Raw genomic sequence first — 15849 nt, forward strand, 5'->3', positions numbered from 1 at the left:
GAATCAATTGTAATAGGTATATTGAATTAATGAACTCGGAAGATTTTTTAAACGACTTAAATAAATTCCCTCAAGGCAAAGAAGTGCAAAAAACTTCTAAAGAATTTGATGTTTTGCCCTCACCTTTCGATGAAGATGATGACGACCCAATTTTAAATATCTTAGAATTAGATGCAGAGATTGACTCAGAACCCAATCAGTTATTACGTCTAGAGTCAGAAAAAGAAGACATTTTAGAAATTGTTCCGCAACAAGAAAACGACTCCCCTCAAAAACAAGTAGAAGACCTAGAACAGCAAAAACAAAGGCTACAAGCTGAAATAGCAAGTTTAAAAGCTGAAAAAGAAAGATTATTAACTGAACAAGTTCAAGATATTCAAAAAACCATTGAAAAGATGATCAAAGATGGGTCAAAAGAACTCGAACAGCAAAGACAAGCCCTGGAAATTTCTATCGAACAATTAGAAAGACGACGCGATCGCATTAAAGAAGAAATGCGAACCACTTTTGCAGGGGTTTCTCAAGATCTAGCGATTCGTGTTCAAGGGTTTAAAGATTATCTTGTGGGCAGTTTACAAGATCTAGCCGCCGCCGCCGAACAGTTAGATTTACCCAGTTATGAACCGCAACAACGTCCTGTAGAACAACGCCCGAAAACTCAGAGTATGCGGACACCTCCTCCACAAACTGAACCCCAACAGCCTCAGTTGGCATCTAAACAAGGAGGGTTTCAAGATCAAAACCGTCGCATCCGAGAACTATTAGACCAATATCGCAGTCGTCCTGATTATTATGGCCCAGCGTGGCAATTACGGCGTACATTTGAACCGATTCATGCAGAACGTGTACAAAATTGGTTCTTTAACCAAGGTGGACGCGGTGCAATTCGAGGCATGGGCAGCCGTTTACAGAATATTTTGATCGCATCGTCGATTATTGCTATTTTACGGAGTATTCACGGCGAACGCTGTCGAACTCTGGTTTTAGCAGATAGTCCCGAACGGCTAGGAGAATGGCGCAGAGGGTTACAAGACTGTTTAGGCATCTCTCGCGCTGATTTTGGGCCAGAACGCGGTGTAGTATTATTTGAGTCTCCAGAAGCATTATTACAAAAAGCCGATCGCTTAATGGAAGAAAAATTACTGCCGTTGATTATTATTGATGACACGGAAGATCGGATTAATCTTTCTCTGCTACAATTCCCCTTGTGGTTAGCCTTTGCGCTCGATCCGCAACAAATGTCAAGTTATTATTATTAAAAACGATGATTAATCCTTTTTTAGCCAGTAGTCTGCTATTTTTAGTTGCTTATCTACTTGGTTCACTTCCTACAGGCTATTTACTGGGAAAATATATCAAAGGCATCGATATTCGAGAATATGGCTCTGGTTCAACAGGTGCAACAAATGTACTAAGAACATTAGGAAAACCCGCAGGAATCACAGTTTTAGTCATTGATTTATTGAAGGGAATGATGGCGATCGCACTGGCTAAAGGAATTTATTTAGCAGATTTTAACCCATTTCCCGAAACTTGGAAACCTTGGTTAGTAACTTTAGTCGGAATAGCGGCCGTGATTGGACATAGTAAATCTGTATTTCTTAATTTTAGCGGTGGTAAATCAGTCGCCACCAGTTTAGGAGTCTTATTGATGATGTCTCCTGCCGTTGGTTTAGGAACATTAGGCAGTTTCTTGGCAGTTTTAGGAGTTTCTCGTATTGTTTCTCTAAGTTCGATCACAGGTGCGATCGTTGTTACTTTTTTGATGATCTTTTTAAAACAACCTTTACCTTACATACTTTTTGCAGCAGTTGCAGGAATTTACGTTATTGTACGTCATCGCAGTAATATTAATCGACTTCTTGCAGGTACAGAACCGCGTCTCGGACAAAAGCTAGAAGACAATTTGACAGCCGAACCTTAAAAGAGTTTAGTTTTTCGGATTTAGAATATTAGAATAAACATCCGACCAAGATCAGAAACGATGCAAACCCAAACCCGTTATTATACTCCTGAAGAATATTTGGAGTTAGAAGAAAAAGCCGAATTCAAAAATGAATACAGAGATGGAGAAATCGTAGCAATGACAGGAGGAACGACTAATCATAATGAAATTGCCTTAAATTTAGCTGCTCATCTCAAATTTAGCCTCAGAAGTAAAAATTATCGCGTTTATATGGGTGAAGTTCGAGTTTGGATACCGCGCTATCGTCAGTATACCTATCCTGATGTCATGGTTATTGAAGGTGAACCGATCTATACAGAAAAAGGAACTACAACTGTTATGAATCCTAGCCTAATTGCTGAGGTGTTGTCTCCTTCTACCCAAAATTACGATCAAGGTGATAAATTTTTCTATTATCGGTCAATTCCAGAAATGAAAGAATATATTATCATTGACCAAAAACAATATCATGTGATGCAATATGTTAAAACCAGTGAAAATCAATGGTTATTAACTGAATATGAGGATAAAGATGCTACAATTAAATTCAATTCAGTTGATTTCACGATTTCATTAAAAGAGATTTACACAGGGGTTAGTTTTGAAAACTTCTAATAGCCGTTTCTGTCATGTCGTGAATCATCTCTAAAGTTGGTAATGACTTTTGTTCAGCGACATTTAACCAGAGTAGATATTCTATATTACCTGCTGGCCCTGTAATCGGTGAATAGGTTAAGCCAGCATATGACCATCCTAATTGTTGAGCAACTTGTAATACATTAAAGATACTATTAGCTTGATCGAGAGGACTTCTGACTACACCATTTTTACCGACTTTTTCCTTACCGACTTCAAACTGGGGTTTCACTAATAAAATTACTTCCCTAGGGTGAATCAGCAAATCCCATAAAGGCTGTAAAACTTTAGTGAGGGAAATAAATGATAGATCCATCACCCCTAAATCTGCTGGTGTTGCACTGCCATATAAAAGTTCAGGAGTGAGATAACGAAAGTTTGTGCGTTCTTTTAAGATAACCCGTTCATCTTGACGTAAATTCCAAGCAACTTGACCATATCCGACATCTATTCCATAAACTTGTTTTGCCCCTGCTTGCAAGAGACAGTCCGTGAAACCACCTGTTGAAATACCACCATCCAAGCAAATTCGATCTTTGACCGAAATTTGAAAACTGCCTAAAGCTTTGGCTAATTTTTCGCCACCACGAGACACAAAATTCGGTTTAGCTAATAGTTCAATTTTCGCTGTCGGATCAATTTCTGCACTAGGTTTATCAATAGTTTGCTGATTAACTTTGACTTCTCCTGCGCGGATGAGGGTTTGCGCTTGCTGACGAGAAGAACAAAGATTAAGCGTAACCAGTAAAGTATCAAGTCGCTGTTTAGCCAAGAAAAATATTATCGCTCAAAATGTTCACTTTTATATTGTAATAGAGACGCGCTCTCCACACGTCTCTACAAAATTAGAACAAAGGTGATTTAGAGAGCATTCGCACCCGCAACAACTTCTAAGATTTCTTGGGTAATAGCTGCTTGACGTGCTTTGTTATAGCCTAAAGTCAGTGATCCAATTAAATCACTCGCATTATTACTTGCATTACTCATGGCGGTCATTCGTGCTGCAAGTTCACTTGCGGCTGATTCTTGCAAGGCTCTTAGTAATTGGTTGTTGATATACAAAGGTAGCAAAGAATCTAAAATTTGTACTGGATCTTGCTCAAAGATCATGTCTTGCGGGAAAGATGCGACTGAAGTACCGACTTTAGTCCGTTCTACACCTAATCTTCCACCTTTGTCAATGAGGCGGAAAATTTCATCATCTTGTTCTTCTAATCCTTGGGGAGCCATTGGTAATAAGGTTTGCACAACAGGACTAGAACTTATCAAAGAGACAAAACGAGTATAAATTAATTCTACGCGATCAACACTTTCTGAGAGGAAAAGAGACAGCAATTCATCGGCAATTTTTGACGCTTCATCAGCCGAGGGAATTTGCTCTAGGTTAACATAAGAAGCAGCGATCGGCGCATTCCGACGCTCGAAATATTGTACCGCTTTACGTCCTGTGGGAATCAATTGATAGTTAATTCCCTGTGCTTTTAGTTCAGCAATCCTTTGTTCAGCACGACGAATTACGTTAGCATTATAACCACCACACAAACCACGATCGCCAGAAATGATTAATAAGCCGACTGTTTTCACTTCCCGTTGATTAAGTAGGGGTAGGCTAACGGCACCAAATTGAAGACGGTTTTGTAACCCGTAGAGGACTTGTGCTAAAGCATCAGCAAAGGGACGGGTAGAAAGAACTTGTTCTTGGGCGCGACGAACTTTAGCCGCAGCAACCAGACGCATCGCCTCGGTAATTTTCTTTGTATTTTTAACAGATTGAATGCTATCTCGAATGGCTTTCAGATTAGGCATATCGATTCATTAGACCATTTTGGATTTTAATTTTAAGATTGTGGGCTTGAGCTTCCAAGCCCCTACAGATGTTACATCAAATTATTGACAATCATCACGCTTTGTGCTATTGAGATGAATTATTGACCAAAACCTTGCTTGAATTCAGTAATTGCTTCTTTTAGCATAGTTTCTGCTTCATCACCCAATTTTTTCTCAGAAGCAACAAGTTCTGTATATTTAGGTTTGCTATTTCTGAGATAATCACGCAAGCCTTTACTAAATTCAGTGATTTTAGCGGCGGGGATATTATCTAAATAGCCATTAAGACCTGCATACACGATCGCGACTTGTTCCCAAACAGCCAGAGGTGAATTCTGTTGTTGTTTAAGAAGTTCCCGTAAACGTTGGCCCCGTGCTAGTTGAGCTTGAGTCGCTGCATCTAAGTCAGATGCAAACTGAGAAAATGCTTCGAGTTCAGCAAATTGAGCCAGTTCTAACTTTAATTTACCTGCAACCTGCTTCATGGCTTTGGTTTGAGCGGCTGATCCTACGCGAGATACAGAAACCCCCGCATCGATAGCTGGACGGAAACCAGAGTTAAAGAGGTTAGAAGAAAGGAATATTTGACCATCAGTAATCGAAATTACGTTCGTCGGAATATACGCTGAAACGTCACCCGCTTGGGTTTCAATGATCGGTAGTGCAGTCATACTACCGCCACCAAGTTGATCATTCAGTTTGGCGGCTCTTTCTAATAAACGGGAGTGGAGATAGAAAACGTCTCCAGGATATGCTTCGCGACCGGGAGGACGACGCATGAGTAAGGACAATTGACGGTAAGCTTGAGCTTGTTTGGTCAAATCATCATAAATTACGAGAGTTGCTTTCCCTTGATACATAAAGTATTCCGCCATTGCTGCACCCGTATAAGGAGCAATGTACTGTAGGGTCGCGGGTTCGTTGGCATTCGCAGCAACAATGATAGTGTAATCCATTGCGCCTCTTTCGGTCAGGGTATCAATCACCTGAGCAACGGTAGAAGCTTTTTGACCAATGGCGACGTAAACACAGATGACATCTTCCGATTTTTGATTAATGATCGTGTCAATTGCGATCGCTGTTTTTCCAGTTTTACGGTCACCGATGATTAACTCACGTTGTCCGCGTCCGATGGGAATCATCGCATCAATCGCCGTAATCCCCGTTTGCATGGGTTCACAAACCGATTTTCGAGCAATGATACCAGGTGCCATTGATTCAACGAGACGGGTTTCACTGGTCATGATTTCGCCCTTGCCATCGATGGGGCGACCGAGTGCGTCAACAACACGACCCACTAAATTATCACCTACGGGAACCTGAGCAATTCTACCTGTTGCTCTGACGGTTCCACCTTCTTGAATTCCGAAGCCATCACCCATTAATACGGCTCCCACGTTATCTTCTTCTAGGTTTAGAGCGATACCGATGGTGCCATCTTGAAACTCTAGAAGTTCTCCTGCCATTGCTTGCTCTAGTCCGTAGATACGAGCCGTGCCGTCACCTACTTGTAAAACGGTTCCTACATTAGATACTTGGATGTCTTGGTCGTAGGATTCGATCTGTTGGCGAATAATGCTACTAATTTCGTCGGGTCTGATACTAACCATAGTCTGATGAATGTTGTTATTTGGATTTTGAATAGATTGAAAAAAGTATGGGGGTTATTTGCTCAGGTTCAAACTAATACGACGCAGTTGTCCGCGTAGACTCGCATCATAGACTTGAGATCCCACTTTAATTACCACACCACCCAATAAATCTGGATCGACACTGGTTTTAATTTCAACCGCTTGCGCCCCTGTTAAAGTTTTGACTTTCTCTTCAACAGATTGACGCTGTTCTTCGCTCAATTCTGTTGTTGCCGTCACTTCGGCTAAAACCGTATTGGTCAGTTTCCGTTGCAGTTCTAAGTATTGCTGACACACTTCTTCTAAAAAGATGATGCGTCGTTTATCAATCAGCAATAACAAAAAACGCTTTAGATAAGGATTGCTAACCTCTTCGACGACTTTTTCAAGAACTGCTTTTTTATCGGCTACTTGAACAACTGGACTACCCAAGAACAATTGTAAGTCTTGAGAGTTTTTTAGTAAATCTAATAACGCCCGAATGTCTTGGCTGAATTGTTCGGTCAGATTTCTGTCTTGAGCCAAAGACATTAAGGCTTGAGCGTAGGGTTCTGCGATTTCGGTGCTTAAAGCACTACCTTTCATAACTTAACCTCCCAAGCGAGCCAAACCGCGATTAATTAACTGTTGTTGAGCAGAGTCGTCTAAATCACCCTTAAGACGGCTTTCGACTTGAGCTAAGGCAAGGGCTGTCACTCGTTTTTTGAGATCAGCCATAGCCCGCTCTTGTTCAAGTGAGAGGTCTTTAGTTGCTGATTCTTGCAAGCGTTGGACATCAAGTTCTGCTTTTGCTGCAATTTCGACCTTGAGGGACTCTGCTCGTTTGAGGGCATCCGAGCGAATTTTTTCGGCTTGTGTTTTAGCATCTGCCAATTTTTGCTGTTCAACGACAAGAGCATCGGCGGCGGCTTTGTTACGCGCTTCAGCTTCTTGTAAGATTTCAGCAATTTTAGAGCGTCGATCGTTGAGCAGATTGGTTAGGACTTTACGACCATAGAAGACAAGTAATCCGACCAAAATGGCTAGGTTAATCAGGTTGGCTTCTAAAAAATCGGTGTTTAAGCCAAAACCATGATGTTCTTCTGCTTCAATCGCTTCAGCCGCTACCGTACCAGCTACCATTAAAAAAGCATCTATCATAGTCTATTTATTCCATTAAGGGCAGAATCGAAGTTACTTAACTAGCTCTGGCCCTAATATTTTTTCTATGATTTGACGGCTCAGAGCTTCCACCTGTTGTTCAAGTGATTGCATTGCTGCTTCTTTTTGTTGGGCAATCTCTAAAGATGCCGCTTCTTTCTGGGCGATCGCTTTAGCTTGTGCTTCGGCGATCTGTTGAGACGCAATTTGTTGCGCTTCCGCTTGGGCGGCTGCTAGGATCTCTTGCGCTTGTTTCCGAGCATCGGAGATTTGCAGTTCGTATTCTTTGGTTAACCCTTCTGTTTTTGACAGTTTCTCTTTAGCTGTGCTTTCCGAGGAGCGAATAAACTCCGCCCGTTCATCTAATACTTTGCCTAATGGCTTATAAAAAATGGCATTGAGAATAACTGCTAATAAAATGAACTGCAATGCCATCAGGGGCAATGTGGCATCAAAATCAAACATTGTTGACTGTTCCTGTGATTTTTTTTAACAGCAATAAAGTCTTTTCTTTTGATTAATTGAGTAGGAGACGAAAAGAGTAAAAGAATTAACTAACACTTTTATTCATCTCCTAATCAATTGAACTAAATAATAATTAGAAAGACTTAAGCAAATGGGTTTGCAAAAAGTAATACTAGAGCGATAACTAGACCGTAAATGGTTAGAGATTCCATGAACGCCAAGCTCAATAATAAGGTTCCACGAATTTTTCCTTCTGCTTCGGGTTGACGAGCAATACCAGAAACAGCTTCACCAGAAGCAGTACCTTGACCAACACCAGGGCCGATAGCAGCTAAACCAACAGCTAAGGCAGCAGCAATAACAGAAGCAGCAGCAATTGTAGGGTTCATAATGAACTTTTCCTCTTTAATCAATGAATAACAGTTGTCAAGTTAGTTGTATGCGTGAAAGTGAAGTTTCCCAAGCCATCAGTGATTTGCTAAGGTTCTCATCAGGACACTTTAAAGAATTCTTGCATATTGAATTCCCAAAGAAGAGTCTATGCTATTATCCTATCTTTCGGATCATTTTCTGCATTCTTTTAGGAAGCAAATTGATCTATTTATTTTCACGGATACTAACCATGTTCTTCTTCATGGGTGTCTTCTAAAGCTTCATGGATATAAGCTCCAGCCAGAGTCGCAAAAACCAATGCTTGAATTGCACTGGTAAATAGTCCTAACGCCATCAGGGGCAAAGGAACGATTAATGGGACTAAAAACACCAAAACTCCGACGACCAATTCATCCGCCAAGATGTTACCAAAAAGACGGAAGCTTAGGGAAAGAGGTTTAGTGAAATCTTCTAATATTTTAATCGGCAAAAGAACGGGAATCGGTTCAACATAGTGAGCAAAATATCCCAATCCTTTTCTACTTAATCCCGCGTAAAAGTAAGCTAAGGATGTTAGTAGAGCTAAGGCTACTGTGGTATTAATATCGTTGGTTGGTGCTGCTAATTCTCCTTCGGGAATTTCTAACACTTTCCAAGGGATTAATGCTCCAGACCAATTGGAGACAAAAATAAAGAGGAATAGGGTACCAATAAAGGGTAACCAAGGACGATATTCTTTTTCTCCTAACTGGTTTTTCGCTAAATCACGCAAGAATTCTAAAACATATTCCATGAAATTTTGCATTCCACTGGGTATTTTTTCGATCTTGCGAGTGGCAGCTAGGGAAGCAAAAATCAGTAAGCCCATGACAAACCAAGAGACTATTATGACTTGTCCATGAATTTTTAAGTTACCGATGCCCCAATACCAGTGTTGACCAACTTCTATGGCGGCTAAGGGCAGATTAACAAGGTTTAAATCGTGTAACATTTCCATTACTTTTGTTTATTTAAACCATACTGATCACCTCATTCTTTTGATTGTTGTTCTAGCGTAAAAACGCTTTGTAACATATAAAGAATGATGGCGGCTTTGTAGGTGAGAAACCCCAGAAAAACTGGAACAATATGAAGTCCTTGCCATCGACTAGCGATAACAATTAGAACCACGAATAAACCTAGCCCTCTCGAGCCTGCTCGTTGTTTCGGTGAGCCAATTTTTTCGACATCTCCCGCTAATAATTTGAGATAAGTAAACCCCACTGAGGCACCCAATAAGTAGTTAAGAGCCGTATTTAAGGAGTAAACTGCCCAAACCATTAAAAAGATAATCCCACTCAAAACCAGTGTCGTCAGCAACAAGGTACGTTGCAATCGATAGTAGTCTTGCATTGAATTGCCCGCAGAAGTTCTTTGAGTCATCCGTTCACCGCCTTGAGAAGGCGGTGCCTGCGGATGACTGCCTTCTGCAGTTTCTTCAGGAGTCGGATTAGATTCGGGAGACTGATTAGACAGGTTCACAAGCGATCAACGTCAGGACATTCTCAAAGGGTGGTCAATTGGCTCATCACCAGAAACCTTAAAAGATTCTGAAGAATTGCCACGAGTCATCATATCACGTATGGGTAACAACATTTGAAGAATTGTAAATTTTAAAAATCTATGTGGCGATCGCATTTAGATACCAACAAAAGCCTCGTAACCACCCAATAATCAGTCTAAGATATAAGTAACAGGTTCTCTTCGATTCATCTCTCCATATGGCTGCAACTCTGCTTCATTCTCCCACGCTAAATTCTCCAACAATTCACCGCTTACCCAATGGTTTAACGATTATTGCCGAACAAATGCCATTAGAAGTGGTTAATCTTAATGTTTGGCTTAATGTCGGTTCAGTAGTTGAAACTAATGAAATTAATGGAATGGCTCACTATCTAGAGCATATGGTTTTTAAAGGCACGAAAAACCTCAAAAGTGGTGAGTTTGAGCGTCTAATCGAAGCCAAAGGAGCGATTACGAATGCGGCAACCAGTCAAGAATACACCCATTACTACATTACAACGGCTCCTCGTGATTTTGCTGAATTAGCCCCACTACAGTTGGATGTAGTACTAAATGCTCAAATTGCTGATGAAGCGTTTGAACGGGAAAGATTAGTGATTCTAGAAGAAATTCGCCGTTCACAAGATAACCCGCGTCGTCGCATTTATTCAAGAACGATGGAAACTTGTTTTAATACGCTTCCTTATCGTCGCCCCGTATTGGGTTTAACTTCAGTCATTGAACAGTTAACCCCCCAACAGATGCGAGATTTTCATTCGAGTTGGTACCAACCCTCTAATATGACGGCTGCTGTAGTTGGTAATCTACCTGTTGAGCAGTTAATTGAGATTGTAGCTCAGTCTACAGATAGTCAAATCACTTCGTTATCGTCTTCTGTTACTGAAAATCTACATCCTGAAGCCCAATTTAATACAATTGTTCGTTCTGAATATGAAGATGAATCCCTACAACAAGCCCGTTTAGTCATGGTGTGGCGCGCTCCAGGGCTAAAAGATCTTGATCAAACATATGCACTTGATGTACTCGCCTTAATCTTAGGACAAGGTAAGATATCTCGTTTATTTAGGGAATTAAGGGAAGAAAAAGGGCTAGTTTCTTCAATTAGTGCTAGTAATTCTAGTTATAACATTCAAGGGATTTTTTCAATTTCCGCGCAACTCCCAGTCGAAAATATTGCCGAAGTCGAAGAAATTATTATCAATCATCTTCGTCAAATACAAGCGGACTCCATTACCGAAACCGAGTTAAAGCGGATCTCTACACAGGTGGCTAACCGATTTGTATTTAGTAATGAACGACCAAGCGATCGTGCTAATTTATATGGTTATTATTATTCTCAACTAGGAACCTTAGAACCTGCCCTCAATTATCCAAGTTATATTCAGTCTTTAGATAGTGTTGAAATTCAACAAGCGGCACAACAATATCTATCTTGCGACGCATATGGGGTGATTGTTGTGAAGCCGACTGTCTAGAATAAGAGAACTTGTTATAGTTTTAAGTATGAATACTCTAAACTCTCTCGCTGAATTTTCTCGTATCCATTGCATCTCAATTTGTGCCTTTCTAGTCCCTGCTAACTTAGTGGCAACTTTCCTCACACTAAGATTTTCATTCATTCAAGCCTCTACACGTCAAATGCTCCCTATTGTTGCTATTGCCTCTACTTTGGCTTTGGCTCTTTTCCTCCACGTCGGAACTTGGTTCATCGTTGGGGTGATTATGCCACCGACTTTTATTTTATGCGGTTTAGGGCTGACTTGCTTAGTCGTCAATTATATTGCTTTAGTGCATCGGCAAAAAGTGTATGAAGCCTTGCAAATGGTTCGTTTAATGCTTAGGGCGAGCAATTCTTAGGGCAGGAATCACCCCACCCTAATGTTAACTAAGCGCTTACAGTGACTTGGCTGCTATCGACAACCGAAGCCCCTTGTACATTATGAGCAACTGAGATCATTTTATCGAGTGTTGCTTGATCGGAAACAGTACCTTTTAAAACAACAGTACTACCCGTTTGAGCAACCCAAAGTCTATCCTCATCTGTTAATGCAGAATCATTGTCAAATGCTAAAGCAACTCGTTTAGCAAGTCCACTATCATCATATTCGCCATTGAGTCCCACTCTTTCGGGGGGAATATCTGGGGTACTCGGTGCAGGATTCACTTTAGCGTTTTCTGGGGCTTTTTTTCCGAAGATTCTGTCAAACCAACCCATATTTTTACTCCTTATTCTTGTTTTCTACTTAAATTCTAACAATATCTACAAACCAAGGGTAGCTTTTAATTGAGCTAAAGCGGCGGCTTCAGTTGGGCTAACTTTTTCACCCGTACCAAATAAACCACTACCTGCGGCATTGGCAACCGCATCAGCACAGGAATAAATAAACTCTTTGTACTCTTTGATTTCTTCAGGTGTTGCTTTAATTTCAAGAATGGCTAAAGCATCGGTAATCGCTTTGTTCGCGGTAGCAACAGCAGTTTCAGGCTTCATATCTTCTGCTTTAAGTTCAACTTTAGCGGTTCCTTCTGCCTTAGCTTTTTCAACCGCTTCTTCAGAAAACAGTGATTGAATAATGCTGTTAGTCGGGTATTTTTTAGCCGCGCCAGAAACTTCTTTAGCCATTGCCGCCGCTTCAATAGCTGTTGAGATCACACCCATATCAACCATCGCTACAGCCATACCACTAATCATTACAGCACCCGCAACTTTAGCGATTTCATCTGAAGAATAATCAGGTAAAGTCATTGAGATTGTCTCCTTAAAATTAAACAAAAAAGTAGCTTACATTACAAAATAGTCAACTCCAAATAATTCTTAATGACCAAAATAGCTGAACTTTTGGTAATTTTTGAACTTAGAGTTAACCTTAGCTTAAAAAAGTATTAAACTGATGCTGAGATGCTTCAGTCTATCGATTAAAACTATACCGCTTAAAAGAGCAGAAATATTCAAGCAAAGATTAAAATATTCTAAATTATTGTTTTTTTTAGAATTTTAGTTGAAAAATGATCCCAAAATTGAGTTAAATGTTGTTTAAAAGCTTACTATCAACACAAGGAAAAATATGACACTTATTTACGATATTTTAAGCTCGATTAATAACCCCGAATTACAGGGTGATGTCGGTTCCCTAGAAACAATAACCAAAACAGTCCAAGATGTAACACAGCAAAATGGTATTGATGCTGCAACCACACAAACCATGATTTCTACCGTTGGGAATTATCTTCGTTCTGCTTTGGCTGATCAACGCAGTACCGTCGGCAACCAACAACTAGAAAACTTAATTGGTCAAGCAACAGGCGGTAATATGTTAGGCGGTTTAATGGGTGGCTTGGGTGGTTCAGCCTCAACTGCTTTAATCCAATCTCTAATACCTGCTTCAGTTCAGCAACAAATTGTTACTAGCATTTCCCAAAAAACGGGATTAAAAACCGAAATGATTCAAGGCTTGCTCCCCGTTCTGATTCCTGCAGTTTTAGGTTTGTTAAAAATGGGTACACCGAAAACCTCTGGTTTACCTGGAAATAACTCACTACTCAACACCTTTTTAGATGGAGACAAAGATGGTGATGTTGATTTAGGAGATGTGTTTAAATTTGCCAGCCGTTTTCTAAGATAAAAAAAATCCCCTAACTTCCTCACTGAATAGGAGGAGGCTAGGGGGTAGTCAAGTTTAAAAGATTTATTCAACCTTTAAAACATTCGATTTAGCCAGTGGTAGCCAGCGACCCTCTTCAGTAAGATAACCGAGTTCAGCTACATAATTGCGATCGCCACCATAAATCCGTACAATTTTTTCAGTCTCAAATTCTTCGCACTCGTATTCCCAGACGCTATCGGGTTGACCATCTAAGTTAGTGTCTGTTAGATCGTAGACTCGTAAAGCCAATCTTTGACCGCCATTTTGACGAAGGATTTCTTTTTCAGAATCAGAAACTCGCCAAGAAACAAAAGCCTCTTCTGAATTACGCCATCTGAGAGTAATTTTATCTTGTACGCCTTCTTTAGTCTCATCGCCATCAAAGAAATCACGAACACCGCCTACTGCTGCTCCTAAACCTGCCGCGATCGCAGCACTACTCGCCGCGACAGTCGCACTACCCGATTTAAAAGTATCACTAGAGCGAATTTCATCAACTTTGTCACGACCTGTATCAAAAAGATCTGCTAATACATCTCGACTCGTATCAAAAAAATCATTGACTTTTTCTCTGTCCGTCGGAACGGTTTCGGATGTCGACACCTCATCAACCTTGTCATGATCAGTATCAAAGAGATCGGCGAATATATCAGGACTGGTATCAAAATTGTTCGCTTTTTCGCTTCCCGTCTGAACCAAACCTGTAGCAGTTGGTACATTAGTGATTAATTCAGATTCTAGGGGGTTAACGGGGGCAACTGGCTCACAAGCAGGTACTCGCGTATAAAGAGAACGAGCCAAACGATACCAACTACCATCAGCCGCTTGATAACCCAGTTCTGCTACATAATCTCGATCATCGACTGAGATGGGTACGTGTTTATCCTGCTCATATTCGCTGCATTGGTATTCTTCAACAGCATGGGGGGGTTGCTCATCGAGATCTAAATCCGTTGCATCATAAATCCGAAGCATTAATTTTTCGCCTCCTTGATTTCGCAAAGCGGCTTTATGTTCGTCGGGAATTTCCCAGTAAACATAAGCTTCTGTACAGCTACGAGGAGTTAGAAGAATCCGACCTGTCTCAGGAGCCGATAGAGAATTAAGAGCAATGGCACCCGCCGCCGCACTCGCACCCGCCGCCGTTGTGGGTGTATTAATTTGAGGTTGACAAGCAGGAACACGAACCGCGTCTGATTTAGCGATCGGATACCATTCCCCGACTTGATCGGTCACATAGCCCAGTTCTGCCACATAATCTCGATTATCAACGGCAATGGGAATATGTAGATCTTGATCCCACTCGTTGCACTCATATTCCTCGACACGGTGAGGATGATCATCATCTAGATTAATATCGGTCGCATCATAGAGCCGAATTACTAATTTTCTGCCGTCGCCTCTAAGTTGTGCAAAGCGTTCTGAGGGAACCTCCCAATAAGCATAAGCATTTCGACAGTCACGAGGCGTTAAAATTAACCGACTAGGAGCTACAGGCGCGGCGACGGGGGTTGGTGGAGGTGGTGGAGGCGCAGGAATCGGATCGCGGATCACTTCGGGTTCGGGTTCAGAACGACCTCTGAGGAAAAAGGGTATTAAGAGTAGTGGAGCCAAAAGAAGTAACCACCAGGGGAAACCACTGTCTCTATCTGGCTCTGTAGTAGTCGGTACGGTTGTGGTAGTTGTTTCTGCGGGTACAGGTGCGGGGGCTACATCTGCTCTTCTTGCGTCTTCAATGACGGTAGCGTTATCGGGGGCTGTCGCATAGCCCAAAAAGGCTTTAGCTGCGTCACTGGGTGCAGCACCTTTATAAACATAGATGAGGGGTTGGGAAAAGGGATAGCGTTCATCATTGGGTAGTGTTTCGTGCATTTTCAAGATTTTGACATCTGTACGTCCTTCAACCTGATCTGCGATCGCATATCCAATTCCATCTTTACCTAATTCAGCAATCACTAAATCAGTTTGGTCATCAGCGACGGTTTTGGCGTTATCGCCTGTTTTTAAAGGGGCTTTTTGAAAGACGGGATAGTTATTAAATGCTTGACGAGTATCGCTCGTTGCGGGACGATCAATGACGCGAATTACACCGACTACACCGCCGACTTTTGACCAGTCTTTGATTTCGCCGCGAAAAATTTGAGCAAATTGTTCGATGGTTAAACTTTGATTGAAAGGATTTTCTGGCCCGACGATCATGGCGATCTTGTGTCGAGTTACGGCATATTGTTTAAAGCCCTCTGCTTGTTCGGCTGGGGTTAGGGGACGACCGATCGCCGCGAGGTCAATTTTGCCTTCTCGCAATGCTTGTAATGCTTGGTCTGTTCCACTTTCTGATAGAGTAACTTCGGTTCCGCTAAATTTTGACTCAAATTGTTTTTCAAGAGCTTCGTTGATGTTTTTCATGCTACTAGAGCCATCAACTCTTACTTGACTCCCACTCGATACAGAAGTTGGTAGGGGAAAAGGCGCGGGTTTAGTGGGTGTAGTGGGAATGGTGTTATCTGCGATCGCTGGTGAGTGACGAATTAAAATGGGTTCACCAACTAGCGTTAATAAAATTGAAATTGCTAGTAAAGCTGTATTTTTTTTCGTAATGGGTAACATTTTAGTCGAAATCTATTTT

Annotated in this window: 17 protein-coding genes and 1 pseudogene; 6 read left to right on the forward strand and 12 right to left on the reverse strand. The window is 41.3% G+C overall.

The features are described from left to right. Positions 1 to 29 precede the first annotated feature (29 nt). From CFPU101_RS10580 to CFPU101_RS10590, 3 genes are read left to right on the forward strand one after another with little or no spacing between them, the layout of a single operon-like run. Positions 30 to 1259, forward strand: a complete 1230-nt coding sequence (locus CFPU101_RS10580; RefSeq protein ID WP_206815316.1) for a DUF3086 domain-containing protein — start codon at positions 30 to 32, stop codon at positions 1257 to 1259. A gap of 5 nt (positions 1260 to 1264) precedes the next feature. Beyond that, a complete protein-coding gene (gene plsY / locus CFPU101_RS10585) occupies positions 1265 to 1924 on the forward strand; it encodes a glycerol-3-phosphate 1-O-acyltransferase PlsY (RefSeq protein WP_206815317.1) in 660 nt (219 codons plus the stop codon). Between the two features lie 60 nt (positions 1925 to 1984). After that, complete coding sequence (locus CFPU101_RS10590) at positions 1985 to 2560, forward strand: Uma2 family endonuclease (RefSeq protein WP_206815318.1); 576 nt, start codon at positions 1985 to 1987, stop codon at positions 2558 to 2560. Here the strand turns inward: CFPU101_RS10590 and CFPU101_RS10595 are convergent. The 9 genes and pseudogenes from CFPU101_RS10595 to CFPU101_RS10635 form a co-directional block, all read right to left on the reverse strand. Beyond that, positions 2541 to 3353, reverse strand: coding sequence for a TlyA family RNA methyltransferase (locus CFPU101_RS10595; protein ID WP_206815319.1), 813 nt, complete (start codon positions 3351 to 3353; stop codon positions 2541 to 2543). The genes CFPU101_RS10590 and CFPU101_RS10595 overlap by 20 nt on opposite strands. A gap of 89 nt (positions 3354 to 3442) precedes the next feature. After that, positions 3443 to 4387, reverse strand: coding sequence for a F0F1 ATP synthase subunit gamma (locus CFPU101_RS10600; protein ID WP_206815320.1), 945 nt, complete (start codon positions 4385 to 4387; stop codon positions 3443 to 3445). Positions 4388 to 4506: 119 nt separating this feature from the next. Further along, entirely contained in the window at positions 4507 to 6018 is a 1512-nt protein-coding gene (atpA, locus tag CFPU101_RS10605; RefSeq protein WP_206815321.1) for a F0F1 ATP synthase subunit alpha, read from the reverse strand. Between the two features lie 54 nt (positions 6019 to 6072). Continuing rightward, the gene (atpH, locus tag CFPU101_RS10610; protein WP_206815322.1) at positions 6073 to 6624 is read right to left on the reverse strand and encodes an ATP synthase F1 subunit delta; all 552 of its coding nucleotides are present in this window, start codon (positions 6622 to 6624) and stop codon (positions 6073 to 6075) included. Between the two features lie 3 nt (positions 6625 to 6627). Continuing rightward, on the reverse strand, positions 6628 to 7179 hold the full coding sequence (locus tag CFPU101_RS10615) for a F0F1 ATP synthase subunit B (RefSeq protein WP_374191946.1): 552 nt from the start codon (positions 7177 to 7179) through the stop codon (positions 6628 to 6630). Between the two features lie 33 nt (positions 7180 to 7212). Continuing rightward, positions 7213 to 7653, reverse strand: a pseudogene (locus CFPU101_RS10620) (F0F1 ATP synthase subunit B'); the annotation flags it as partial. Positions 7654 to 7787: 134 nt separating this feature from the next. After that, positions 7788 to 8033 carry an ATP synthase F0 subunit C gene (gene atpE, locus CFPU101_RS10625; protein ID WP_106456717.1) on the reverse strand — a complete coding sequence of 82 codons (246 nt, stop codon included), beginning with the start codon at positions 8031 to 8033 and terminating at the stop codon, positions 7788 to 7790. Between the two features lie 227 nt (positions 8034 to 8260). Next, the gene (gene atpB, locus CFPU101_RS10630) at positions 8261 to 9013 is read right to left on the reverse strand and encodes a F0F1 ATP synthase subunit A (protein ID WP_206815324.1); all 753 of its coding nucleotides are present in this window, start codon (positions 9011 to 9013) and stop codon (positions 8261 to 8263) included. 32 nt (positions 9014 to 9045) lie between these two features. After that, a complete protein-coding gene (locus CFPU101_RS10635) occupies positions 9046 to 9408 on the reverse strand; it encodes an ATP synthase subunit I (RefSeq protein WP_206815400.1) in 363 nt (120 codons plus the stop codon). 368 nt (positions 9409 to 9776) lie between these two features. Between CFPU101_RS10635 and CFPU101_RS10640 the strand changes: the two genes are divergently transcribed. Beyond that, positions 9777 to 11054, forward strand: a complete 1278-nt coding sequence (locus CFPU101_RS10640; RefSeq protein WP_206815325.1) for a pitrilysin family protein — start codon at positions 9777 to 9779, stop codon at positions 11052 to 11054. A 28-nt stretch (positions 11055 to 11082) separates the two neighbouring features. Next, entirely contained in the window at positions 11083 to 11436 is a 354-nt protein-coding gene (locus CFPU101_RS10645; RefSeq protein WP_206815326.1) for a hypothetical protein, read from the forward strand. A 28-nt stretch (positions 11437 to 11464) separates the two neighbouring features. Here the strand turns inward: CFPU101_RS10645 and CFPU101_RS10650 are convergent, their stop codons facing one another. Together CFPU101_RS10650 and CFPU101_RS10655 are read right to left on the reverse strand one after the other, a co-directional pair. Beyond that, a complete protein-coding gene (locus CFPU101_RS10650; RefSeq protein WP_206815327.1) occupies positions 11465 to 11794 on the reverse strand; it encodes a BON domain-containing protein in 330 nt (109 codons plus the stop codon). Positions 11795 to 11839: 45 nt separating this feature from the next. Continuing rightward, the gene (locus CFPU101_RS10655) at positions 11840 to 12325 is read right to left on the reverse strand and encodes a hypothetical protein (RefSeq protein ID WP_206815328.1); all 486 of its coding nucleotides are present in this window, start codon (positions 12323 to 12325) and stop codon (positions 11840 to 11842) included. Between the two features lie 319 nt (positions 12326 to 12644). On the opposite strand from CFPU101_RS10655, the gene CFPU101_RS10660 reads away from it, so the two are divergent. Then, the gene (locus tag CFPU101_RS10660; protein ID WP_206815329.1) at positions 12645 to 13202 is read left to right on the forward strand and encodes a DUF937 domain-containing protein; all 558 of its coding nucleotides are present in this window, start codon (positions 12645 to 12647) and stop codon (positions 13200 to 13202) included. A gap of 63 nt (positions 13203 to 13265) precedes the next feature. Here the strand turns inward: CFPU101_RS10660 and CFPU101_RS10665 are convergent, their stop codons facing one another. Next, positions 13266 to 15830, reverse strand: a complete 2565-nt coding sequence (locus CFPU101_RS10665) for a DUF4912 domain-containing protein (protein WP_206815330.1) — start codon at positions 15828 to 15830, stop codon at positions 13266 to 13268. Positions 15831 to 15849: the final 19 nt, after the last annotated feature.

Origin of the sequence: Chroococcus sp. FPU101, assembly GCF_017312365.1 — a bacterium.
Taxonomy (GTDB): domain Bacteria; phylum Cyanobacteriota; class Cyanobacteriia; order Cyanobacteriales; family Microcystaceae; genus Chroococcus.

Bases quoted from the DNA above. Each gene is read 5' to 3' on its own strand.
- CFPU101_RS10580 (WP_206815316.1), top strand. From the start codon at position 30: ATGAACTCGGAAGATTTTTTAAACGACTTAAATAAATTCCCTCAAGGC.
- plsY (WP_206815317.1), top strand. From the start codon at position 1,265: ATGATTAATCCTTTTTTAGCCAGTAGTCTGCTATTTTTAGTTGCTTAT.
- CFPU101_RS10590 (WP_206815318.1), top strand. From the start codon at position 1,985: ATGCAAACCCAAACCCGTTATTATACTCCTGAAGAATATTTGGAGTTA.
- CFPU101_RS10600 (WP_206815320.1), bottom strand. From the start codon at position 4,387: ATGCCTAATCTGAAAGCCATTCGAGATAGCATTCAATCTGTTAAAAAT.
- atpA (WP_206815321.1), bottom strand. From the start codon at position 6,018: ATGGTTAGTATCAGACCCGACGAAATTAGTAGCATTATTCGCCAACAG.
- atpH (WP_206815322.1), bottom strand. From the start codon at position 6,624: ATGAAAGGTAGTGCTTTAAGCACCGAAATCGCAGAACCCTACGCTCAA.
- CFPU101_RS10615 (WP_374191946.1), bottom strand. From the start codon at position 7,179: ATGATAGATGCTTTTTTAATGGTAGCTGGTACGGTAGCGGCTGAAGCG.
- atpE (WP_106456717.1), bottom strand. From the start codon at position 8,033: ATGAACCCTACAATTGCTGCTGCTTCTGTTATTGCTGCTGCCTTAGCT.
- atpB (WP_206815324.1), bottom strand. From the start codon at position 9,013: ATGGAAATGTTACACGATTTAAACCTTGTTAATCTGCCCTTAGCCGCC.
- CFPU101_RS10635 (WP_206815400.1), bottom strand. From the start codon at position 9,408: ATGCAAGACTACTATCGATTGCAACGTACCTTGTTGCTGACGACACTG.
- CFPU101_RS10640 (WP_206815325.1), top strand. From the start codon at position 9,777: ATGGCTGCAACTCTGCTTCATTCTCCCACGCTAAATTCTCCAACAATT.
- CFPU101_RS10645 (WP_206815326.1), top strand. From the start codon at position 11,083: ATGAATACTCTAAACTCTCTCGCTGAATTTTCTCGTATCCATTGCATC.
- CFPU101_RS10650 (WP_206815327.1), bottom strand. From the start codon at position 11,794: ATGGGTTGGTTTGACAGAATCTTCGGAAAAAAAGCCCCAGAAAACGCT.
- CFPU101_RS10655 (WP_206815328.1), bottom strand. From the start codon at position 12,325: ATGACTTTACCTGATTATTCTTCAGATGAAATCGCTAAAGTTGCGGGT.
- CFPU101_RS10660 (WP_206815329.1), top strand. From the start codon at position 12,645: ATGACACTTATTTACGATATTTTAAGCTCGATTAATAACCCCGAATTA.
- CFPU101_RS10665 (WP_206815330.1), bottom strand. From the start codon at position 15,830: ATGTTACCCATTACGAAAAAAAATACAGCTTTACTAGCAATTTCAATT.